The sequence below is a fragment of the Roseomonas indoligenes genome (assembly GCF_017813365.1).
GTDB lineage: Bacteria > Pseudomonadota > Alphaproteobacteria > Acetobacterales > Acetobacteraceae > Roseomonas > Roseomonas indoligenes.
The window spans coordinates 131,439-152,677 of the sequence record NZ_JAGIZA010000008.1 but is presented as its reverse complement, the minus strand read 5'-3'; the positions used below and the strand labels follow the sequence as shown (position 1 = coordinate 152,677).

20 protein-coding genes are annotated in these 21,239 nt (G+C 74.1%); 11 read left to right on the top strand and 9 right to left on the bottom strand.

What is annotated here, in order from left to right:
• Positions 1 to 47: 47 nt before the first annotated feature.
• Positions 48 to 197 carry a hypothetical protein gene (locus tag J5Y10_RS14750; protein WP_209374783.1) on the top strand — a complete coding sequence of 50 codons (150 nt, stop codon included), beginning with the start codon at positions 48 to 50 and terminating at the stop codon, positions 195 to 197.
• Here J5Y10_RS14750 and addA read toward each other — a convergent pair.
• The 5 genes from addA to tsaE are packed head-to-tail and all read right to left on the bottom strand — an operon-like array spanning position 194 to position 8,901.
• Positions 194 to 3,649, bottom strand: a complete 3,456-nt coding sequence (gene addA, locus J5Y10_RS14745; protein ID WP_209374782.1) for a double-strand break repair helicase AddA — start codon at positions 3,647 to 3,649, stop codon at positions 194 to 196. The genes J5Y10_RS14750 and addA overlap by 4 nt on opposite strands.
• Complete coding sequence (gene addB, locus J5Y10_RS14740; protein WP_209374781.1) at positions 3,646 to 6,630, bottom strand: double-strand break repair protein AddB; 2,985 nt, start codon at positions 6,628 to 6,630, stop codon at positions 3,646 to 3,648. Before addB ends, addA begins: the two co-directional genes overlap by 4 nt.
• 41 nt (positions 6,631 to 6,671) lie before the next feature.
• Complete coding sequence (locus J5Y10_RS14735) at positions 6,672 to 7,412, bottom strand: nucleotidyltransferase family protein (RefSeq protein WP_209374780.1); 741 nt, start codon at positions 7,410 to 7,412, stop codon at positions 6,672 to 6,674.
• On the bottom strand, positions 7,409 to 8,428 hold the full coding sequence (locus tag J5Y10_RS14730) for an aminoglycoside phosphotransferase family protein (protein ID WP_209374779.1): 1,020 nt from the start codon (positions 8,426 to 8,428) through the stop codon (positions 7,409 to 7,411). Before J5Y10_RS14730 ends, J5Y10_RS14735 begins: the two co-directional genes overlap by 4 nt.
• Entirely contained in the window at positions 8,425 to 8,901 is a 477-nt protein-coding gene (tsaE, locus tag J5Y10_RS14725) for a tRNA (adenosine(37)-N6)-threonylcarbamoyltransferase complex ATPase subunit type 1 TsaE (protein ID WP_209374778.1), read from the bottom strand. The genes J5Y10_RS14730 and tsaE overlap by 4 nt, the downstream gene beginning before the upstream one ends.
• Positions 8,902 to 9,026: 125 nt before the next feature.
• Here tsaE and J5Y10_RS14720 point away from each other — a divergent pair, with 125 nt between their 5' ends.
• From J5Y10_RS14720 to J5Y10_RS14685, 8 genes are all read left to right on the top strand, one after another.
• Positions 9,027 to 9,206, top strand: a complete 180-nt coding sequence (locus J5Y10_RS14720) for a hypothetical protein (protein ID WP_209374777.1) — start codon at positions 9,027 to 9,029, stop codon at positions 9,204 to 9,206.
• A gap of 21 nt (positions 9,207 to 9,227) precedes the next feature.
• Positions 9,228 to 9,797 (top strand): hypothetical protein, encoded by a 570-nt coding sequence (locus J5Y10_RS14715; RefSeq protein WP_209374776.1) that lies wholly within the window; start codon positions 9,228 to 9,230, stop codon positions 9,795 to 9,797.
• A gap of 5 nt (positions 9,798 to 9,802) precedes the next feature.
• A complete protein-coding gene (locus J5Y10_RS14710) occupies positions 9,803 to 10,393 on the top strand; it encodes an NUDIX domain-containing protein (protein ID WP_209374775.1) in 591 nt (196 codons plus the stop codon).
• Between the two features lie 68 nt (positions 10,394 to 10,461).
• On the top strand, positions 10,462 to 11,481 hold the full coding sequence (locus J5Y10_RS14705) for an NAD(P)/FAD-dependent oxidoreductase (RefSeq protein WP_209374774.1): 1,020 nt from the start codon (positions 10,462 to 10,464) through the stop codon (positions 11,479 to 11,481).
• Positions 11,474 to 12,151: a glutathione S-transferase family protein gene (locus tag J5Y10_RS14700; RefSeq protein WP_209374773.1), complete on the top strand. Its 678-nt coding sequence runs from the start codon at positions 11,474 to 11,476 to the stop codon at positions 12,149 to 12,151. The genes J5Y10_RS14705 and J5Y10_RS14700 overlap by 8 nt, the downstream gene beginning before the upstream one ends.
• A 13-nt stretch (positions 12,152 to 12,164) precedes the next feature.
• Complete coding sequence (locus J5Y10_RS14695; protein WP_209374772.1) at positions 12,165 to 12,995, top strand: VOC family protein; 831 nt, start codon at positions 12,165 to 12,167, stop codon at positions 12,993 to 12,995.
• Positions 12,992 to 13,741 (top strand): FkbM family methyltransferase, encoded by a 750-nt coding sequence (locus J5Y10_RS14690; protein WP_209374771.1) that lies wholly within the window; start codon positions 12,992 to 12,994, stop codon positions 13,739 to 13,741. Before J5Y10_RS14695 ends, J5Y10_RS14690 begins: the two co-directional genes overlap by 4 nt.
• Positions 13,741 to 14,805 (top strand): glycosyltransferase family 4 protein, encoded by a 1,065-nt coding sequence (locus J5Y10_RS14685; protein WP_209374770.1) that lies wholly within the window; start codon positions 13,741 to 13,743, stop codon positions 14,803 to 14,805. Before J5Y10_RS14690 ends, J5Y10_RS14685 begins: the two co-directional genes overlap by 1 nt.
• Here J5Y10_RS14685 and J5Y10_RS14680 read toward each other — a convergent pair.
• Positions 14,786 to 15,499, bottom strand: a complete 714-nt coding sequence (locus J5Y10_RS14680) for a YjbF family lipoprotein (RefSeq protein WP_245214723.1) — start codon at positions 15,497 to 15,499, stop codon at positions 14,786 to 14,788. The two genes, J5Y10_RS14685 and J5Y10_RS14680, sit on opposite strands and share 20 nt — an antisense overlap.
• A 365-nt stretch (positions 15,500 to 15,864) precedes the next feature.
• Positions 15,865 to 16,581 carry a response regulator transcription factor gene (locus tag J5Y10_RS14675; protein ID WP_209374769.1) on the bottom strand — a complete coding sequence of 239 codons (717 nt, stop codon included), beginning with the start codon at positions 16,579 to 16,581 and terminating at the stop codon, positions 15,865 to 15,867.
• A gap of 342 nt (positions 16,582 to 16,923) precedes the next feature.
• On the opposite strand from J5Y10_RS14675, the gene J5Y10_RS14670 reads away from it, so the two are divergent.
• Entirely contained in the window at positions 16,924 to 18,024 is a 1,101-nt protein-coding gene (locus J5Y10_RS14670; RefSeq protein WP_245214722.1) for a GTP cyclohydrolase II, read from the top strand.
• A 117-nt stretch (positions 18,025 to 18,141) separates the two neighbouring features.
• Complete coding sequence (locus J5Y10_RS14665; protein WP_209374767.1) at positions 18,142 to 18,630, top strand: L,D-transpeptidase family protein; 489 nt, start codon at positions 18,142 to 18,144, stop codon at positions 18,628 to 18,630.
• A 55-nt stretch (positions 18,631 to 18,685) separates the two neighbouring features.
• Here the strand turns inward: J5Y10_RS14665 and J5Y10_RS14660 are convergent, their stop codons facing one another.
• A complete protein-coding gene (locus J5Y10_RS14660) occupies positions 18,686 to 20,029 on the bottom strand; it encodes an ATP-binding protein (protein ID WP_209374766.1) in 1,344 nt (447 codons plus the stop codon).
• Positions 20,030 to 20,052: 23 nt separating this feature from the next.
• Positions 20,053 to 21,222, bottom strand: a complete 1,170-nt coding sequence (locus J5Y10_RS14655; RefSeq protein WP_209374765.1) for a penicillin-binding protein activator — start codon at positions 21,220 to 21,222, stop codon at positions 20,053 to 20,055.
• Positions 21,223 to 21,239 lie beyond the last annotated feature (17 nt).

Below are 21,239 nucleotides of genomic sequence, written 5' to 3'. Positions count from 1 at the left end.
CGGCGCCATATCGCTATGCTCCGGCCCCCGATGCAGGAGAAGGCACCGTGCCCGACGAGAAGACCCCGCCCACGCCGCCCGAGCCGCCGAAGCCCGCCCCCGAGCCGCCCCGCGCGCATGAGGAGGCGGAGTTGGACGAGGCGCTGGACGAGAGCTTCCCGGCCAGCGACCCGGTCTCGACCCTGAAGGTGGATTAGCCCCCCGCCCCGGGCGCGTGCGGGTCCATCGCCGCGTCCGGCAGCGGCATGACATGGCCGGACCAGGTCCAGACGAGGGCGCATTCCACCCGCCGCCCCGGCCAGGCGGCGCGCAGCACGGCGCGATAGGCCGCCATCTGGCGCAGGTACAGCGCCGGCACGGCGGAGACCTCGGCCGGCGGCGGGCGGTTCGTCTTGTAGTCCAGCACCAGCACGCGATCCGGCATCACCAGCAGGCGATCCACCTGGCCGGCGATGGAGAGGCCCTCCACCACCCCGGCCAGCGGCGCCTCGGAGAGGCTGTCCGGGCCGAAGGCGCCGTCCAGCGCGGGGTGGCGCAGCACGGCGAGGGTCTCGGCCAGGGTGGCCTCCTGCTCCTCCGCGCTCAGGCCATGACCGGGGCGGGCGAGGTGGCGGCGGGCGATGCCCTCCCAGGATGCGGGATCGTGCTCCGGCAGGTGCTGCAACAGCCCGTGGATCAGCAGCCCGCGGCGGAAGCGGCGGCCGGTGGGGTCGCCCGCGCCGTGCGGGGCGGCGGCGGGGGGCTCCCTCTCGCCCTCCAGGGATGAGGGGGCGATGGGGTCGCGGCTCGCCTCCGCCGGGGCCGGCACCGTGGCCCAGTGCGGCAGGATCGCGGCCTCCGCGCGCAGCACGGCGGGGTCCGCCTTCGGCTCGGCGCTCTGCGGGGCGGTGATCTCCCAGCCCTCCTCGCCGAAGCCGCAATCCGCGGGCAGGCCGAGCGCGGTAGGGTCGAAGGGCACACGGGCGAAGCCGTCCTGCCCCGCCTCCAGCCCGCGGAAGAAGCCCTCCCTCACCAGCTGGTGCCAGGGCGGATGGGCGGGCGCCCGGCGCGGCGCCAAGCCACAGACCAGCAGCCGGTCCTCCGCCCGGGTGAGCGCCACGTAGAGGAGGCGGTTCTCCTCCTCCGCCTCCGCCGCCTCCCGCGCGCTGCGGGCCTGCGTCCAGGGCGCGGCCTGGAACTCCTTGCGCGGCGCCCAGAGCGGTATTTCCAGGGGCGGTACTTCCGGCATGTTGGCGCCGGCGCCCCGCGCGCCGCTCCAGAGCAGCGTGTCGCGCGCGCCGCCGCGGCCGATATCGGGGATGATGACGACGGGGGCCTGCAGGCCTTTCGAGCCGTGCGCGGTCATGATCCGCACGGCGTCCACCGCGTTCTCCATCTCCCGCTTCACCTCGGCGCCGCCGCGCCGCAACCACTGCACGAAGCCCTGGAGGGAGGGTGCATACTTGTTCTCATGCCGCAGCGCGGCGGAGAGAAGCTCGTCCAGCGCCTCCGCCGCCTCCGCGCCCAGGCGTGCCAGCAGCTTCGCACGGCCTCCATGCTCGCCCAGCACCTCCGAGAGCAGCGCGTGCGGGGTGATGAGGTCGGCGCGGTCCGCCAGCCCGGCGATCCAGGACGCCGCGCGGCCGATCCCGGAGTTCTCCCCCCGCCGCTTGACGAAGACATGCCACAGCGGCCCCTCGCGCCCATGGGCGAGGTCCAGCAGGTCCTCCTCGGACATCCCCACCAGCGGCGACTTCAGCAGCGCGGCAAGCGAGAGGTCGTCCTCCGGCAGCAGCAGCACGTCGAGCAACGCGAGCATGTCGCGCACGGCGATCTGCTCCACCAGCACGATGCGGTCCACGCCGCCGACATGGATGTTCTTTTGCTTCAGCTGCCGCACCAGCAACTCGATCAGCCGCGTGCGCCGGCGCACCAGCACCATGATGTCGCCGGGGCGGATGGGCCGCCCCTCGCGCGCGGGCAGGGTCTCGTCCCTGATCATGCCGGCGATGCGCGCGGCCAGCGCCTCCGCCAGCAGCGCCTCCGCGTCCTGCGCGGCCACGGGGTCGCGCGGCACGATCCAGGGCTCCGGCGTGGCGGCGTCCGCGTGCTCCAGCAGCGGCCAGATCTCCACCTTGCCCGCCTGCCCCGCGCGATCGGCGGAGTGTTCCAGCACCGCGTGGTCGCGCACCACGCCGCGCCGCGCCACGTCGCCGGCGAAGACCTTGTCCACCAGCGCCAGAACGGGCGCGCAGGAGCGGAAGGAGACGTTCAGCGGCACGCGCTCGAACACGGATCCGCCGCGCGTCACCTGCGCGTCGAAGCGCCTCTCCCACTCCGCGAAGCCGCGCGCGTCGGCGCCCTGGAAACCGAAGATGCTCTGCTTCTCGTCGCCCACCACGAACAGCGTGCGGTCGCCCGGCTCATGCGTGCCCTTGCCCGCGAAGAACTCCTCCGCCAGCGCCTGGGCGATGCCCCATTGCGCGGGGTTGGTGTCCTGCGCCTCGTCCAGCAGCAGATGGTCCAGCCCGCCATCGAGCTTGTAGAGAACCCAGGCCGATCCGGGATCGCGCAGCAGGGCCTGGGCGCGGTGGATCAGGTCGTCGAAGTCCAGCGCGCCGCGGCGCTGCTTGCGGGCCTTGTAGTCGTCCAGCACCGGCCGCGCGGCGGAGAGCAGAGAGCCGGTGGCGGAGAGCAGGCGGTGCGCGGACTGCCGCGCGAGGATCTCCTCCACCCGCTCAATCTCGCGCGCATAGGCCTCCTCCTTGACGAGGGCCGCGCGCGGCTTGCCCTCGCCGGTGAAGAGCAGCGTGTGCCAGGAGGCCCAGCGCGCGGCGCGCACCTCCTCGGCCTCGGAGAGCAGGGCCAGCAAGGCATTGGCCGTCTCGCGCGGGACCTTGTTCTTGTGCTGCGCCAGGGTGGCCAGCGCCTCGCGGAAGGAATCCGGCGGGAGGGTGATCTGCGCCGAGAGCGCCGTCTCCTCCTCCCCGTCGGGGATGTCCAGCGCCTCGCGCAGCGCGCCGTCGCAGCCATCGGCGCGCGCCATCAGCGGCGCCAGCCGCTCGCGCTTGCCCACCAGTTCGCGCAGCGCCTTCGCCAGGCTGTCGGCGGAGACGAGCTTCGCCAGCCCCGCCAGCGCCTCCTCCGGGATGGCGCGCCCGGCCAGCGCGGCCTCGCGCGCCTCCGCCAGCAGGGTGGCGCTGTCCGCCTCCTCCAGCAGGGTGAAGGCGGGCGGCAGGCGGGCCTCCAACGGGAAGCTGCGCAGCAGCGACTGGCAGAAGGCGTGGATCGTTGCGATCCGCATCCCGCCGGGCTGCTCCAGCACGCGGCAGAACAGCTTGCGGGCGGTGGCCACCTCGTCGGCCGTCGGCGGCTGCCCGGCCAGATCGTCCAGCGCCGCGCGCAGCTTCGCCTCCGGCATCACGGACCACTCGCCGAGCCGTCGCGCGAGGCGCGTCGCCATCTCGGCCGCCGCCGCCTTGGTGAAGGTGAGGCAGAGGATGCGGCCGGGCTGGGCGTCGCCGCGCAGCAGCAGGCGCAGCACGCGGTCCGTCAGCACCTTCGTCTTGCCCGATCCGGCGGAAGCGCCCACCCAGGCCGAGAGCCGCGGATCGGAGGCGACGCGCTGGCTGTACTGCGCGCGCGAGCGGGCGGAAAAAGCCTCGTTCACAGATCCCCCTCCCCCGCGCCGCCCCATTCGGCGATGCGCGAGAGGTGGTCGTACTCATCCCCCTTCGGCGCGCGCGCGGGATGCGGGCGGGCGAGGAAAGGACGGTCGCCGAGCAGGAAGTCCTTCACCAGATCGTTCAGCGCCTCGAAAGCCCCCTCGCTCACCTCCTCCAGCGTGGTGTCCTTCGGGCGGAAGGGCGCGACCGTGCCCGCCTCCCAGCCGCCGGAGACGTGCCAGTGCTCAAGCCCCGACACCGCGGCAGCGGGGATGTCCGCGAAGCCGCCGCGCGCGGCGATGGCGGCCTCCAGCGGCATCTGCGGCGCGCGGCCGCTGACCATGTCGGGATTGCTCGGCGGCGCGCCCGTCTTGAGGTCGATGAGGACCAAGCGTCCGTCCTCTGTCACATCCACCCGGTCCGCGCGGCCTTCCAGCCGCACGCCGCAGGGCAGGTCGATGCCGCCCTTGATCTCGGCGTGCCGCTTCGCCACGCCGTCGCGCCCGCGCTCCGTCTCCAGCACGAACTCCGCGATGCGCGACAGGCGCGGGCGCCAGTAGGCCATCAGGCCGGGGCGCGGCGCGAACTCCGCCAGCGCCTCCTCCGTCGCCACCCCGAAATGCGCGGCGGCATCGATGCAGTGCGGGTCGCCGTCGCAGAGCGTCAGCCAGCGCGAGACCATGTGGTGCACGATGTTGCCGTACTCCGCCACGTCCGCCTCGGCGTCCAGGTCGTCCAGCGGGCGCAGGCGCAGCACGCGCTTGGCGTACCAGGCATAGGGATCGGATTTCAGCAGCCACACATCGGTCACGCCGATCTTGCGCGGGCGCATGGCGGCGGGCGGCGCGGGGGCCGGGCGCGCGCAGGGCTGCGGCCGATCCGGCACGTCGAGCAGCCCCGCCCATCCCGTGGCGGGGGAGTTCTCCAGCCCGCCCAGCTCCTGCCCGCGCAGGAAGGTGTCGATCCGCGTCAGCCAGCGCGCGGCCACCGTGGGCGAACCGCCGCGCTTGCGCGCGCGGGACAGCGTGGCGCGCGGGGCGGAAAGCGCCGAGAGAAGGAAGTCCGCGCAGACCCGCCCGATGCGCGCCTCCGGCGCCGGCAGCCCGAACTGCGTCCGCATGGGGCGGCTCATCCAGGCACCAGGATCGGTGGCGATCGGCCACACGCTCTCCTCCAGCGCGCCGAGCACCACACGGTCGAAGCTCTGCAGCCGCGCTTCCAGAAGGCCGAGGATCTGCACGCGCGGGTGCGACCCGCCCTTGCGCCCGCGCATGGTCCGCACGCCCGGCGCCAGGGGCCCTTCCAGCAGCGCGTCGAACAGCGACGGCCAGGCGGCCGCCTCCAGCGGCGGCAGCGTCCGCATCGCCGGTTCCAGCCCGGCGAGGTGAACGGCCAGCGGCTCCCCTTCCTCGCCGCGATACAGCCGGATCCCGCCCGGCAACTCGTCCGTGGAGGCCAAAGCCTCGGCGGCGGAGAGATGATCGGCCAGAAGGTCGGCGGGCGGGCGCACGGCCCGCTCCAGCGCGCGGAACTCGCCCAGCGCCGCATCCAGCGCGTCCAGCATCGCCAGCACGCGCCCGCGCGGCGCCTCGTGCCGGATCGCCTCGGCGGCGCGGCGCAACCCGTCCAGCCCGGCGGCGGGGCGCGGGCCGCGCAGCGCGTAGCGCTCCAGCTCCCGCACCGCCTGCATCCAGGCGCTGCGCGGCATCCCGCAGGCCGCCATGGGGTGCTTGAGGCAGGAGAGCGTGGCGACGGGCGCGAAGCCCTCCTCCACCATGCGCGCGATCAGCCGCAGGAAGGCGCCGGCCGGCGTCATCCCCAGCGGCTGGCCGGCGGAATCATCGGCCTGGATGCCGTGCCGCAGCAGTTCCACGGAAACGCGGCGGGCGAGGTCGCGGTCCGGCGTCACCAGCGCGGCGCGGGCGCCGGGGGTTTCCAGCGCCTCCCGCAGCAGCAGGGCGATGGCGGCGGCCTCCCCCGCCTCGTCCGGCGCGATGAGCTGGTCCAGCCCTGTCAGCGCCGGGCGCCAGCGCTCCGGCTCCCTGTCCTGCCAGCAGGCGATGGCCTGTTCCGGCCGCAGGGCGCGGGCCAGCAGCGCGGCGCGGGCTTCGTTCGGCGCCGGGGCATCGCTCGCGCAGCCCGGCCAGGGGCGCAGGTCGGCGGCGGTGGCGTCCATGCCGCGCAGCAGCCGGGCGGTGCCGTTCAGCGGGTGGCTGTGCGCGTCGCGCAGCGCCTCCCACAGCTCCACCTCCATCTCCTCGCCCGCGCCGTGCAGCACCACCGCGCCGTTCGGCATGCGCGCGACCTGCCGCAGCAGGTCCACCGCGGCGGGGATGGTGCCGCCGATGCCGATGCCGGCCGCGATAATGGGATCGCGCGGCGGGTTCTCCTTCCACGCCGCCGCCTGGGCGCGCAGCGCGGCCACGCGGCGCGTGCCGATGTCGGAGAGGCCCTGCTCCTCCAGCCACCCGTTCCAGGCCTCGATAACGCCGCCGAGGAAGGTGTGGGTGATCTCCCAGTGCTTCGCCAGGTCGCCCGTGACGAGTTCCGGGATGCGGGCGGGATCGCAGCCCTCCAGCGCCATCTCGTCCAGCAGCGTCGCCAGTTCCAGCGCCAGGCGCCAGGCCTGGTCCGGGCTGCCAGGGCCGCCGAAGTGCGGGGGCAGGCGCATCACCATGCCCGTCAACACGGCCAAGCGACGCGCCGGGTCCACCGCCGGGGGCTGGTCCATCAGGGCGGGGAGGGAAAGCTCCTCCGCATCCTCCGTGGAGAGCCCGGCCAGCGCACGCAACCGTGGCAGCAGCAGGGCGGGCTTGCCAGAGGCGCGCAGGAAGGACTCGCGCAGGCTCCGCGCCGCGCGGCGGGTCGGCAGCAGGATGGTGACGCGCGCCAGCGCCGCCGGGTCATCCCCACCCGCCATGGCGACCACGCCCTGCGCCAGATCGTCCAGGAAGGGACGATGCGCGGGAATCTCGTACAGATTCATGCAGCCCCCCAGCTCCGCCGCCCCCGCGGCGGAGAACAGGCCTAGAACAGCTTCACCAGCCCTTTGTCCAGCGCTTCTTCCGCCCGTTGCAGGTCCGGCGGCGTGGAGAGGTGGAACCAGGCCCCGTCATGCACCAGCCCGTAGAGGCGTTCCGCCTCGATGGCGCGCGTCCAGGGCCCCTTCATGCCGAAGCGCCCCCCCGTCTGGTGGAATGGCTCGGTGCCGTCGAGCAGCCGGGGATGGACGATCTGCACCCCGGCATAGAGGTAGGGCGCCACCTCCCGCTCCTCCGGCCAGCGGAGATGGCCCACCGGGTCCAGCAGGAAGTCGCCCAGCCCCACCTCGCCGTCCACGGTCGCCGCGCGCACCATCAGCAGCAGCGCGTCCATCCGCTCCGGGTCGAAGGCGGCGGCCAGCCGCGCGAGGGCGGGGGTGGGGCCGTCCAGCCAGTAGGCGTCGCCGTTCACCACGGCGAAGGGCGCATCCCCCAGATGCGGCAGGGCGTTGCGCACGCCGCCGCCCGTCTCCAGCAGCACGTCCTCCACCAGAACGGTGCAGCGGGGGGATTTCCGCGCCCCGCAGGCCGCCACGACCTGGGGCGCGAGGTGATGGGCGTTCACCACCACGTCGCGCACCCCGTTCTCCTCCAGCCGGTCCAGCGCATGGTCCAGCAGGGATCGGCCGCGCAGGGCGAGCAGGGGCTTCGGCACGGTCTCGGTCAGCGGCCGCATGCGCGTGCCGAGCCCGGCCGCGAGGACCATGCCGTGGGTGAGGCGGATCATGCGGCGTGTTCCGTGGCAGCGGGGGTGATCGGGTTGGCGCGCCGCGCGGGCGGCACGTGCTCGTCGAGGAAGGCGGCCAGCGGGGCGGTGGCGGGGTGGCGAAGCGCCTCCCCCAGCAGCCGCCAGCAGCGCGGGCCGTGGATGAGGTAGTGCGGCTTCCCGTCCCGCCGGTCCAGCCGCACCCAGAGCGCGGCGACGCGCAGGTGGCGCTGCGCGGCCATTGCGGCGGTGGCGGCCTCGAACTCCGCACGGTCCAGGCCGGGGCGGGCTTCCATGTAGCGGGCGGTGGCGGCGGCGCGCACCTCCGGCGCCACGTCGCGCCGGGCGTCCTGCAGCAGGCTCACCAGGTCATAGGCCGGGTGCCCGTGGCCGGCATCCTGGAAGTCGATGATGCCCACCCCTGCCGGGCCCTCACGGTTCACCGGCAGCAGGTTGGCGGGAAAGAAGTCGCGGTGCACGAAGCCCCCCGCCCCCTCGAACGGCGCCAGCATCGCGCGCAGGGCGGCGTGGAAGCCCTCGCGCTGCGCCGGCGTCGGCTCCGCGCCCATGGCGGCGGGCCACCACCACTCCAGGAAGGTGGCCGCCGCGGCGCGGGCCATCGCCTCCCCTTCCCAGGCCGGCAGGCCCGGCGGCGGCGGGGCCGCGTGCAGCGCGGCCAGGGCCTCGGCGGCGGCGAGGTAGAGCGGCATGGGGTCCGCGCCCCCGTCCAGCAGCGCGGCATGGGTCGGCTCGCCCAGGTCCTCGAGCAGCATCAGGCCGGCGGGCGGGTCGGCCGCGATCACCTCCGGCGCCGAGAGGCCGAGCCCCCGGAGATGCGCGGCGATGTTCATGAAGGCACGCAGGTCGGCCTCGACGGAGGGAAGGCCCACGGCGGCGGCGCCCGATCCGTCCATCAGCAGCGCCGGGCGCGGCCCGCCGGAGAGGCGCAGGTAGCGGCGATGACCGGCATCCCCCGGCAGGGGCGCGCGGAGGGCCCCGGCATAGCCGTGGGCGGCAAGGAAGGCGTCAGGGGTCATGCGGCGACGGATGTTCCGGCAAGGGCGGCGAGGCGGGGCGAGTCCCAGCCCGAGAGGGTGGCGGTGCGGGCATCCGGCTCCTCCGCCGGGGCCAGGGACAGGCGCAGGGCGTCGCCCGGGGCCCAGGGGCCGAGGCGTTCCGGCCACTCCACCAACACGATCCCCTCCCGCATCTCCTCCCAGCCGAGTTCCGGCAGGGCATCGGGCCCTTCCAGCCGATAGAGGTCCATGTGGTGCGCGGCGCCTCCGGGCAGGTCGTAGGACTGCACCAGGGTGAAGGTGGGCGATGGCACATCCAGCGCCGGATCCCCAGCCGCGGCCCGGAGGAAGGCGCGGGCGAAGGCGGATTTGCCGGCTCCCAGCGGCCCCTCCAGCAGGATGGCGTCCCCCGGCCGGGCCAGGCGCGCGGCCCTGGCGGCGAGCGCGACGGTGGCCGCCTCGTCCGGCAGGGAAAGGGTGATCGGGGCGGTCATGGGCGGCCCCAATCTGCCCTCGCGCGCCCGGCCGGGGCAAGCGCCGGAAACCGAATGGCAGCCCGGCCGGTTAGGCCCGGGAAGAGGTGGCCCGAGGGGGGCCGCCGCAGATCCGGGAGATCCCCATGCGCACTCTCCGCGCCGCGCTGATGCCAGTGCTGCTTCTCGCCACCCTCGCCGCCTGCACGGGCGGGAACCGCACCTTCGGCGAGCGCGCCCGCGACGCGGTGGACCCGCCGAGCGGCCCCGTCGAGGCGACCGGGCGCGCCGTGGACCGCGCCGTGGACCGCGTGCGGCCGAACTGAACGCCTGACAGGACCCCAGCCATGCCGAGCGCGTCCGACCTAAAGCTGTTCGATGCCCTGGCCACCGTCAGCCGCGCCTTCGCCGAGGGCGCGGTGCCCGGGAATGAGGAATCCCCGGCCATCGAGGCCATGGACCCGGAGAGCCGGACCATGCTGGGGGAGGCGGCGCTGGCGGTCGCCTACGGCGCCTTCGCCCGGGACGGCGACGATTCCGGCCCCATGCACATGCTGGTCGGCGCCATCGGGCTGATGGCGATCGGCGCCGGGGAGGAGCCCGACCCGCCCGCCGAGATCATGGCGGTGCTGGCCGATGACGATCGGGTGGAGGTCGAGATCGACCGCGCGGGCGAGGCGGTGGACACGGAATTCCCCCGGGAAGCTGCGCCGGAGGCCCTGGCCGCCGCGCTGGAGGCCCGGATCGTCGGCAGCGCCATCACCCTGGCCGGCTGCACCCTGCCGGAGGACGCCCCGAAGGGCGCGGCCAGCCAGGCCGCCGTCCGCCTGCGCGCCGCGCGCTACCTGACGCGGCTGGCGGCGGGGCTGCTGACGATGAACGCCGCCGCCGCCGCCCCCGGGCCGGCCGAGGGCTGAGGGATATGGGCGAGGAGCCGCAGGCCAGGATCCGCGCCACCAAAACCCTGTCGAACGCCCGCTTCGCGCTGGAATCCCACGAGATCGAGCAGCGGCGCCGGGATGGCGGGTGGCAGACCGTGAAGCGCGAGATCTACCGCGTGGGCGAGGGCGCGGCCGTTCTGATGCTGGATCCGCGGCGGGGCACGGTGGTGCTGGTCCGCCAGTTCCGCGCTGCCCCCTTCGTCAACGGTGACCCCGCCCTGCTGGCCGAGGCCTGTGCCGGGATGGTGGAGGAAGGGGACACGCCGGAGGAGACGGTGCGGAAGGAGGCCGAGCAGGAAACGGGGTTCCGGCCCCGCGACCTGCGCCACGCCTTCACCCTCTACCCCAGCCCGGGCGCCACCTCGGAGAAGCTGCACCTGTTCACCGCCCGCTACGACCCTGCCGAGCGCGCGGGCCCGGGCGGCGGGCGGCCGGAGGAGGGGGAGGACATCGAGGTTCTCGAACTTCCCCTGGACCGGGCATGGGCGATGGTCGGGGCGGGCGAGATCATTGACGCCAAGACCGTCCTGCTGCTCCAGCACCTCCGCCTGGAGCGGGCCGGCGCGGGGTAAGCTTCCCCCCCTTCCCCGCCCGCTGTATCACCCCTCCCCTCATCGCCATCGGGGGACGGGCCGCCGCCATGACCGCGCATATCGAGACCGACGTCGCCATCATCGGCGCCGGCCCCGCCGGGCTCTTCGCCGTCTTCGAGTGCGGCATGCTGCGGATGAAATGCGTGGTGATCGACGCGCTGGAAGCCATCGGCGGCCAGTGCTCGGCCCTCTATCCGGAGAAGCCGATCTTCGACATCCCCGCCCATCCGCGGATCGCGGGCGGGGACCTGATCCGGGAGCTGGAGACCCAGGCCCAGCCCTTCGCGCCGATCTACCTGATGGGCCGGCGGGTGGAGCGGCTGCTGGAGGAGGATGGCAGCTTCGTCCTCGGCACCAGCGAGGGCGACAGCGTGCGCGCCAAGGCCGTGATCCTGGCCGCCGGCGCTGGCGCCTTCGGCCCGAACCGCCCGCCGCTGGAGGACCTGCCGCAGTACGAGGCCTCCGGCGCTGTCCGCTACATGGTGTCCCGGCGGGAGGACTTCCGGGGCAAGAAGGTGGTGATCGCCGGAGGCGGTGATTCCGCCGTGGACTGGGCGCTGTCCCTCAAGGAGCTCGCGGCGAAGGTGACGGTCGTGCACCGCCGCCCGAAGTTCCGCGCGGCCCCCGAGACCTCCGGACAGATGGAAGCAGCCGCCGCCCGCGGCGAGCTGGAGCTGGCCATCCCCTACCAGCTGCACGCGCTGAAGGGTGACGGCGCGAAGCTGACGCATGTCACGCTCGCGACCCTGAAGGGCGAGGAGCGCGACGTGGAGGCGGACCACCTGCTGGCCTTCTTCGGCCTCTCCATGGAACTCGGACCCATCGCGGAATGGGGGCTGGGGATGGACCGCAGCCACGTCACCGTGACGCCCGCCACCTGCGAGACCTCGCGCCCCGGCATCTACGCGATCGGCGACGTGGCCACCTATCCCGGCAAGCTGAAGCTGATCCTGCAGGGCTTCTCGGAGGCCGCGATGGCGGCCCATGCCATCCACCCGCGCGTCCATCCCAACGAAGCGCTGCACTTCGAGTATTCCACGTCGAAGGGGGTCCCTGTTCATGGCTGAGAAGTCCGGTGCTGACGGCAAGCTCTTCATCGGCACCAAGCGCTACTCCTCCTGGTCGCTGCGCGGCTGGCTGGCCGTGCACCTGGCCGGGCTGGACGTGGAGGAGGTGCTGATCCCGCTGGCCGGCGGCGGCAACACCGCGGCCATCAAGCAGGCCACCCCGACCGGCCTCGTGCCCTATCTCGAGCACAAGGGCGCGCGGGTCTGGGAAAGCCTCGCCATCGCCGAGTACTGCGCGGAGATCGCGCCCGCCCTGTGGCCGGAGGATCGCGTGCTGCGCGCCCTTCTCCGCAGCGCCGCGAGCGAGATGCATGCGGGCTTCCGCGCCCTGCGCCAGGCCATGCCGATGAATCTCGGCGGCAGCTTCGCCGGGCGCGGCGGCACGCCGGACGCGCTGGCGGACATCGCGCGCATCGAGACGATCTGGTCGCAGTGCCTGGACGCCAGCGGCGGCCCCTTCCTGCACGGCGCGACGATGGGCGTGGCGGACGTTATGTACGCGCCCGTGGTCGCGCGCCTGATCACCTATGCCCCCGCCGTCTCCCCGCGCGGCCGCGCCTACATGGCGGCGGTGCGCGCGCACCCGCTGGTGGCGCGCTGGTACGACGAGGCGGCGCAGGAGCCCAAGGAGTGGCTGCTGGCGCATTACGAGGCCGGGCCCGCTGCTTGAGAGGGGCGGCCTGATGGCCTCCTCCAGCGGCCTGGACCATGTCGGCGTCTGCTCGCGCGACGCCGCGGCGCTCTGGGGCGCCTATGAGCGGCTGGGCTTCACGCTCACCCCCCTTGCCCGGCAGTCGCGCGGCGACCAGCCCCTGGGCACGGCGAACCGCTGCGCCATGCTGCGCCGGGGCTATATCGAGCTGCTCGCGGTGGTCGATCCGGCCCTGCCCGATAACGGCCTGGGCGCGCTGCTGGACGGGTTCGAGGGCGCCCGCATCCTGGCGCTCGGCATGGCGGATTCGGAGGGCAACCTCGCCCGCCTGCGCCGTGCCGGGCTGGAGATCCCGGGCATCTCCCCCCTCTCGCGCCCCGTGGAGCCCGGCGGGCCGACGGCCCGCTTCGAGCGCCTGCCGCTGCCCGACGCGCCGGAGGGCCGCGTGCAGCTCGTGCGGCACCTGACGCCGGAGGCCATCTGGCAGCCGCGCTGGATGGAGCATCCCAACACCGCCACGGAGCTTCGCGCCGCGATCATCGTCGCGGACCGCCCGGCGGAGAGCGCCGCCCGCCTCTCCCGCCTCTCCGGCCTGGCGCTGGAGCCCGACCCCGCCGGCGGCTTCGCCCTGCCCCTGCCGGACGGCGCCCGCGTGCGCGTGCTGGACCCGGACACCGCCGCCGCCCTGTTCCCCGGCCTCACCCCCCCGGCCCTGCCCGCCGTGGTGGCGATGGTGCTGGGCGTGGCGGAACTGGACCGCGCGCGCCGCGCCCTGTCCGGCGTGATGCACCTGGAGACCCCCGCCGGGCTGATGGTGCCGCAGGCCGAGGCGGCGGGCTGCGCCGTAATCTTCGCGCCATGAGGCGCGCCAGCCCCCTGCGCCGCTCCGTGCAGACCTACTACGCCCCAGGCCGGGACGCCGCGCTGGACACTTTCCAGGCCCGCTTTCTCTCATCCGGCGAACTGGGCTTCGACATCGGCGCCCATGTCGGCGACCGCACCGCGGGCTTCCGCCGCCTGGGCGCGCGCGCCGTGGCGGTGGAGCCGCAGCCCGCCCTGTTCCGCCTGCTGCGCCGCTGCTTCGGCGGGGATTCCGGCGTGGCGATCGTCCCCGCCCTGATCGGCGCCGCGCCGGGCGAGGCGGTGCTGCGCCTGAACACCGGCAATCCCACCGTCGCCACCGCCTCCGACGCCTTCGTCGCCGCCGCCAGGGACGCCGCGGGCTGGGAGGGCCAGGAATGGGACTGCGCCATCCCCCGCCGCGTCACCACCCTGGACGCCCTGGCGGCGGAGCACGGCACGCCGCATTTCATCAAGCTGGACGTGGAGGGCTTCGAGGCGGAGGCCCTGGCCGGCCTTTCCTTCGCCCCCCGCGCCCTCTCCTTCGAGTTCACCACCATCCAGCGGGACGTGGCGGCAGGGTGCCTGGCGCGCCTGGCGGCACTCGGCCCCTATCGCTTCAACGTGGCGCTGGGCGAGAGCATGGCCTTCTCCCTCCCCGCCCCCGTGACGGCCGATGCCATGCGCGCCTGGATCGAGGCGCTGCCGCACGCGGCCAATAGCGGCGACGTCTATGCCAGCCCCGATGCGGCCCGGATCACCCCCTGATGCGCGCCGAAGCCTTCTTCCCCCATCTCGGCTTCGCGGCCCTGCTGGTCCTGCTATCCGCGGGCGTCGTGCGCCTGCTCATCGCCTATCCGATGCTGGACGACCCGGCCCGCCGCGCCGCCACCGCGCACAAGGTCCCAACGCCCAAAGGAGGCGGCCTCGGCATCGTCGCGGCCTTCGTGGCGGGGATGCTGGTCCTCTACGGCACTGCCCGCTTCGCCCGCATCGCGGAGACGGAGTTCATCGGCACCATCCTCGCCGCCCTCGCCATCGCCGGCGTCGCGCTGCTGGACGACCTGAAGGATTTCCGCTTCGTCGTGAAGCTCGCTGCCCAGGCCGGGGCCGCGCTGGTGGCGATGGCCAGCGGCCTCGTGGTCACCCGCCTCGCCATCCCCTGGGTGGGCGTCACGGAGCTCGGGATCTGGGGCCCGGTGCTGACGCTGTTCTGGATCGTCGCCTGCACCAACGCCGTGAACTTCATGGACGGGATGGACGGGCTCGTCGGCGGCTCCCTCCTCGTCGCCTGCGCCGCCCTCTGCTTCATCGGGGCGGAGCAGGGCGCCTGGTTCGTCTATGCCGCGGCCCTGTTCCTCACCGCCGGGCTGCTGGGCTACCTGCCCTACAACCTGCACCCCGCCCGCATCTTCATGGGCGATGTCGGCAGCCAGTTCCTGGGCTTCGTCCTCGCCGTGCTCGCCGTCGCCTGCGCCCGCTTCGACACGGAGCAGCTCTCCTTCCTCATCGTCCCGCTGCTGCTCTTCGCGCACCTCTTCGACACGGGCTTCACCCTCGTCCGCCGCGCCGTGATGGGCGAGAGGATCAGCGCCCCCCACCGCACCCATCTGTACCAGATGGCCCAGCGCAGCGGCCTGTCCGTGCCATGGGTGGCCGCGGTGCACGGCGCCTTCGTGCTGTTCCAGGCCATGCTGGCGCTGGCCTTCCCACAACTCCATTCCTGGGCGAAGCCGCTGGTCGTGCTGCCGCCGCTGGCGGTGCAGCTCCTCTGGCTCGCCTATGTCGCGTGGCGGGTGCGGCGGGCGGGCCTCAGTTGGCGGGCGGGCTGACCACCTCGATGGTCATCGGCCGGTCCTCCATCCCCACCCACTGCTCGGACCGCCACACGGCCCCCGTCTCCGCATCCGCCCAGTAGCGGTTCAGGAAGCGCGCCCCGCCGCCGCAGCGCTCCTCCACATACAGCCCCTCCGCCACTCGCGCCGCCCGCATCCGGCATTCCAGCGAGACGCCGAAGCGCATCCGCCCGGGATCGCGCTGCGCCGGGGACAGGTCCACCACCCGCCGCGCCATCGCCGGGCGCTCCACCAGCGCCGTCACGTCGTCCAGCGGGTCCGGACTGTCGAAGCGCGTGGCCGAGAGGTTCGTCTCCGTCCCCGCCGTGGCCACGACCCGCGCACCGTCCGTCGCGACCACCGTACCATCGTCCGAGCGCCACATGCGCTGCTCGCCCTGTCCCTGGATCATCGTCATCACCTTGCGCTGCCGCCCGTAGGTGACGACGAGGGTGGGGCCGTTCGTCACCGCCACCTCGTCCTCCTCCAGGGCACCGGCCGGCGCCTCATGCCGGCGTGGCCGCAGCCCGTCCTTGATCGGGGGCAGGAACACGCTCGCCCGCAGGGTGTTCTCGGCCGCACGCTCCAGCTCCAGCATGTCCGGCACCTCGCAGGCGGCCAGGAAAAGGGGAAGGAGAATCAGGGCACGGCGCATCGCGGCCAGGATAGGCGGGGGATTGGAGAGGCGCATCACTGAATTGTGAGATCTGGTGCCCCAAGGGGCCCCGGTCCCCCCCCGGCCCCTCGGGAAAACGCGGAGCATTTGTCCCGAGCCAAGGCGCACCGTCAGCGGGATCAGCCGAAAGCCAAGAAAAAGATGAGGGGTGGGGTCCATGGGAGAGGGAATTCCTTCTCCCCTCCCTTGGGGGCAACCGTCCCTCCTATCCCTCGTTGAGTCGCCCACCAGTCGAGAGGGGAAGCACCGATGGTCCGACCGATCCTGATCCCAGCCCTGCGGGCGATCGGGGCCCTGCCGGCGCCGGCGAAGCCCAGGAAGTAGAAAGGGCCGGAGGGGTATCCCTCCGGCCCTTTTCATTTCTGGATGGAGACCTGCCCTCAGGCGGCCGCGCGGCCGGCCTGTGGGTCCAGGCGGTAGCCGCCGCCCTCGGTCAGGAGCAGGGAAGCCGTCGCCGGATCCGGCTCGATCTTCTGGCGGAGGCGGTAGATATGCGTCTCCAGCGTGTGGGTGGTGACGGCGGCGTTGTAGCCCCACACCTCGTTCAGCAGGATCTGGCGCCCCACCGGCCGGCCCCCGGCGCGGTAGAGGAACTTCAGGATCGCGCATTCCTTCTCGGTCAGGCGGATCCGGCGGTTGCGGCCGGGGTCCTGCAGCATCTTGGCCGAGGGGCGGAAGGTGTAAGGGCCGATGACGAAGACCGCGTCCTCGGAATTGTCGAAGCCGCGGAGCTGGGCGCGCAGGCGGGCCAGCAGCTCCATGATGCGGAACGGCTTCGCGATATAGTCGTTCGCCCCTGAATCGAGCCCGCGCACCACGTCCTGCTCCCCGTCGGCGCCGGTGAGCATGATGATCGGCACCTTCAGCCCGGCGCGCCTCAGCTCCGCGCAGAGGTCGCGTCCGTCGCCGTCCGGCAAGCCGATATCGAGCAGCACGGCGTCGAAGCGCGAGCCATCGGCGAGGAGGATCTGCCCCGCCTCCGCCTTCGTGGCCGCCTCACTCGGGGCGAACTCGCCATCGACGGCCAGCTGCTCGGACAGCGTGGCGCGGAGCGCGGGATCGTCGTCCACAATCAGGATCGGACGGGGGTCCGACATGCACCCTCCCGTTGATAGCCATGGTCCGTCCAGTGAAACGGGACGATCCCGGAGCCGTGAAGTCCGGATATGGGGCCATTAGGCCGGAACCGGCAAGCCTTGGCTCTCTTTTTCGTGGGCCTTAGTTTGCCGGGTCATGACGGGGATGCGGGGCCGCTTCCACGGGCGACGGCCCTTCCTGCGCCCGCGGCCATCCCATATTGCTGGGGCAGTGGGCACCGCCGGTTAACATAGGTTGCCCTGAAGATGGGATCGGGAATGGCCGACGTGTCGACACGGGCTCCGGCGCCCCTCTTTCCCGGACGTGCAGCCGGGGAAGAAACGGATCCGCGGGCCGCGGCCATGCGGGCGGTCCACCGCGCCGTGTCCGACCTGCGCCGCGGAACGCCGGTCCTGTTGGAGGGCGGTGGCGAGGCGCTCGTCCTGGCCGCCGCCGAGACAGTGGGCGCGCGCGGCCTGGCCGAGCTGGCCCGGGCGGCGCTGGCCCCGCCCGTGCTGCTGCTCGCCGCCACCCGGGCCGCTGCCGTGCTGGCCCGCCCCGTGCCCGCCACAGCGCCGGAGGACGCGCCGGTGGCGATCCGCCTCTCCCCCGCGCTGCTCGATCCCGATTCGCTGCGCCGACTGGCCGATCCGGTGGCCGAGCAGCTCCTGCCGGAAGCGCCGCAGATCATGCCGGCACCCGGCTTCTCCCAGGCCCTCTCCCCCGCTGCGATCGCCCTGGCCAAGGTCGGGCGGCTGCTCCCTGCCCTCGTCGCCGCCCCGGCCTCCGCTGCGGCCGGGACGCGCCTGGGGCTTCTCTCCGTCGGCGTGGCCGAGGTGCTGGGCTACCCGGCCACTGCCGCCGCCAGCCTCACCCGCGTGGCCGAGGCCAGCGTGCCGCTGCAGGACGCTCCGGAGGCCCGCATCGCCGCCTTCCGCGCCGCCGATGGCGGGATCGAGCACCTGGCGATCCTGGTGGGCCGCCCGGAGGAGGCCGGGGAAGTGGCACCGCTGGCCCGAATCCACTCGGAGTGCTTCACCGGCGACCTTCTGGGCAGCCTGCGCTGCGATTGCGGCCCGCAGCTTCACGGCGCGATCGCCCGCATGGCCGCGGAGCCCTGCGGTGGCGTGCTGCTCTACCTGGCGCAGGAAGGACGGGGCATCGGGCTGGTGAACAAGCTGCGCGCCTACACGCTGCAGGATGGCGGGCTGGACACGCTGGATGCCAACCGCGCCCTGGGCTACGGCGCCGACGAGCGCGACTTCCGCGTGGCCGCGACCATGCTGGAAGCACTCGGCCTCCCCCGCATCCGCCTACTGACGAACAACCCGGACAAGGTGGCGGGGCTTTCCGCCTGCGGGATCGAGGTGACGGGCCGCGTCTCCCACCTCTTCGCCGCCAACGGGGTGAACGACGCCTATCTGGCCACGAAGAAGGCCCGCTTCGGCCATCTGATGGGCTGAGCCCGCCCCCTCGGCCCTGGGAAGGCTTTAGGGGCATGCCCGCAGCCGTCATCGTCCCGGAACCGCCGAGGCGGAGCGGGTACGCTCCGGCAGGGCCTGAGTGGTAGAAGGCGGCGCATGACTCTCGCCCGCCTGGACGGCCCCTACCTCATCCTGCAACGAGATCGCTGGCGCTGCGCCATCGGCCGCGGCGGCATCCGCACCGACAAGGCGGAGGGCGACGGCGCCACTCCCCGCGCCACCCTCCCGCTCCGCCGCGTGCTCTACCGCGCCGACCGCGGCCCCGCGCCCCGCTGCGCCGTGCCCGTGGAACCCATCGGGCCCTCCGACGGCTGGTGCGACGACCCCACCCACCGCGCCTACAACCGCCCGGTCACCCTGCCCCATGAAGCGCGGCACGAGGCGCTGTGGCGGGAGGACCACGTCTACGACATCGTCGGCGTGCTCGGCTGGAACGACGACCCCGTGATGCGCGGACGCGGCAGCGCCATCTTCCTCCATCTCGCCCGGGCGGACTACACGCCGACCGAAGGATGCATCGCCCTGGCCGGGCCCGACCTCCGGGCGGCCCTGGCCGCGGGGCTTACGGGGCTCGAGGTGGTCTGAAGGTGGCCGGGGAACGGGCGTCCAGTGGGCGGAGCCCCGGGGCCACCCGGCGCACCTATCGCCCCGGCAGCCAGACCCGCATCACCGTCCCCTGCCCGACCGTGCTGTCGATCAGCAACTGCCCGCGGTGGTGGGCCACGATGTGCTTCACGATGGCCAGCCCCAGCCCGGTGCCGCCCGCGGCGCGGCTTCGGCCGGCATCCACGCGGTAGAAGCGCTCGGTCAGGCGGGGGATGTGTTCCCGGGCGATGCCCGGCCCGTCATCGGCCACGCCCAGCATCACGCCGGGGGCTAGTCCGCCTTCGGGCGCGGCGAGGTGCCGGACGGAGAGGCGCACCGTGCCGCCGTCCCGCCCGTGGCGCACCGCGTTCTCCAGCAGGTTGCGGATTACCTGGGCCAGTTCCCCGGCATCGGCAGGGGTGGCGGTTGCGGGGGTCAGCTCCAGGGCCAGGGTCACGTTGCGGGCGGTCAGGATGGGCGCCATCGCGGCCGCCTCGTCCCGCGCCAGGGAGTCCAGCCGGGCCTCGCCGGCCGGCGCGCGGTGCTCGGCCATCTCGATGCGGGACAGGCTGAGAAGGTCCTCCACCAGCCGCCGCATCCGCTCCGCCTGGGTGGCGATGATGTCGAGGAAGCGGGAACCGGCCTCCGGATCGTCCTTGGCGGGGCCGCGCAGCGTCTCCACGAAGCCGATGATGGAGGCGAGCGGGGTGCGCAGCTCGTGGCTGGCGTTGGTGACAAAGTCCGCCCGCATCCGCTCCGCCGCCCGCGCCTGGGTGCGGTCCGCCAGCACCAGCATCAGGCAACCACCGTCGGAGAGGGGCGGGTCCAGCGGGATGGCGTGGATGGAGAGGTCCTGCGGCACGGGCAGGGGCAGCATCACCTCCGCCGATTGCGGCTCCCCCTCGGCCAGGGCGTCGTCCACGGCGGCGGCGATGCGGGGGTGGCGCAGCAGGGCCGCGGTATCGGCCACCCCGTCGGAGCCGGTGCCGAGGAAACGCCGCGCGGCCGGGTTGGCGCGCAGGACCTCGCGGTCCTCCCTCATCACCAGCAGCGGGTCGGGAAGCGCGTCGATGATGGCGGCGTCGGTGCGGCGGAGCTGGCGCAGCATCGCCTCCCGCTCCGCCAGGCCGCGGGAGAGGCGGGCGGCGGAATCGGCCACGCGCGCGGCGGCCGGAAGCAAGGGCAGGCGCGGCGGCACGGGCTTGCCGTCGGCCGCCGCGCGCAGGTCGGCCTCCAGCCCCGCAAGCGTGCCCAGCCAGGCCCAGCCGAAGACGAAGGCGGCGGCGAGCGTGGCCAGGATGGCGATGAAGGCCGGCAGGGGCTCCGCCCAGCCGGCCAGCATCAGCACCAGCAGCCCCGCCACGGGCACGCCGCCCACCAGCACCACGGCGCGCAGCATGGCCCGCCGGGAGAGGCGCGGCGTCAGGACCCGGCGGCGCCGGGCAGGATGGCGGGCTCGACCATCCGCGGCTCCGCCCCGGGCGTCAGGGCATAGACGGCGAGGGCGCGCTGCACCTGGCCATCCGGCAGCAGGCGGAAGGTGCCGTCCGCGCCCTGCAGCGGCTCCCCGATCGGCAGCTGGGCCGCCGCGCGGGGGTCGCCGCCCCGCACGCCGCGCAGGGCGGCGGCCGTGGCGTCGTAGGCGGTGGCGGCCAGGCGCGGCGGGCGCTCGCCATAGGCGGCCTGGTAGCGGGATTCGAAGCCGTTGCGCGCCAGCGGGTCCGGCCCGGGCACCAGCGCCCCGGCCAGGGCGGGCTCGGAGGCCAGCGTCGCGTCATTGGCCCAGAGGACGGTGCCGCCCAGGCGGAGCGGCGGCGTGGGCAGCCCGGCGCCGGCCAGGGCCGCCGCCATCTCCCGCGCGCCCGCGCCACCCTCCCCGAGGATGAGCAGGCCAAGGCCTTCGGTGCCGGCCTGCTGGGCCACCAGCCCGGCCGCCTGCGCGCGGGAGGCGCCGCTGGGATAGGTGACGACCACGGGCGGCGGCAGCCCCGCCTCCCGCGAGGCGTTGCGGAGCGCGGCGGCGAGCTGGCGCGTGAAGGGCCCTTCCGGCCCAGCGAGGCCGACGCGCTGGACCCCCGCGGTCCGGGCCGAGGCCAGGAGGCGCCGCACCTGCTGCGAGGGGGTGATGCCCGTCACCCACACCCCGTTGCCGCCCTGCTCCACGTCGTTGGTGAAGGCGAGGACGGGGACGCTGGCGGCACGGGCCTGCCCGGCGGCGGCGGCCGTCTCCGCGCCCGTCAGCGGGCCCACCACCACGCGGGCGCCGTCCGAGATGGCGCTGCGCACGGCCTCCGAGGCGCCGCCGGCGCTGCCCGTGGTGTCGCGCGGCACCAGTTCCACCCCGCGCACGCCCGAATCGAACAGGGCGAGGGTGGCGGCGTTCATCATGGCCGGGCCGAGCGCGGCCTGCGGGCCGGACATCGGCAGCAGCACCGCCACCTTCGCCGTCAGCGCTTCCGGTGCGGAGGGGACGGAGCCGATGGTGGAGCCGCCGAAGAGAGAGCCGCCGGGGCTGCCGTAAAGGGCGGGCCGGGGTTGCGGGGCGCAGGCGGCCAGCCCCACAACCCCCATCAGCGCCGCCAGGGTTCCCAACCCGCGTGCGGCCGATG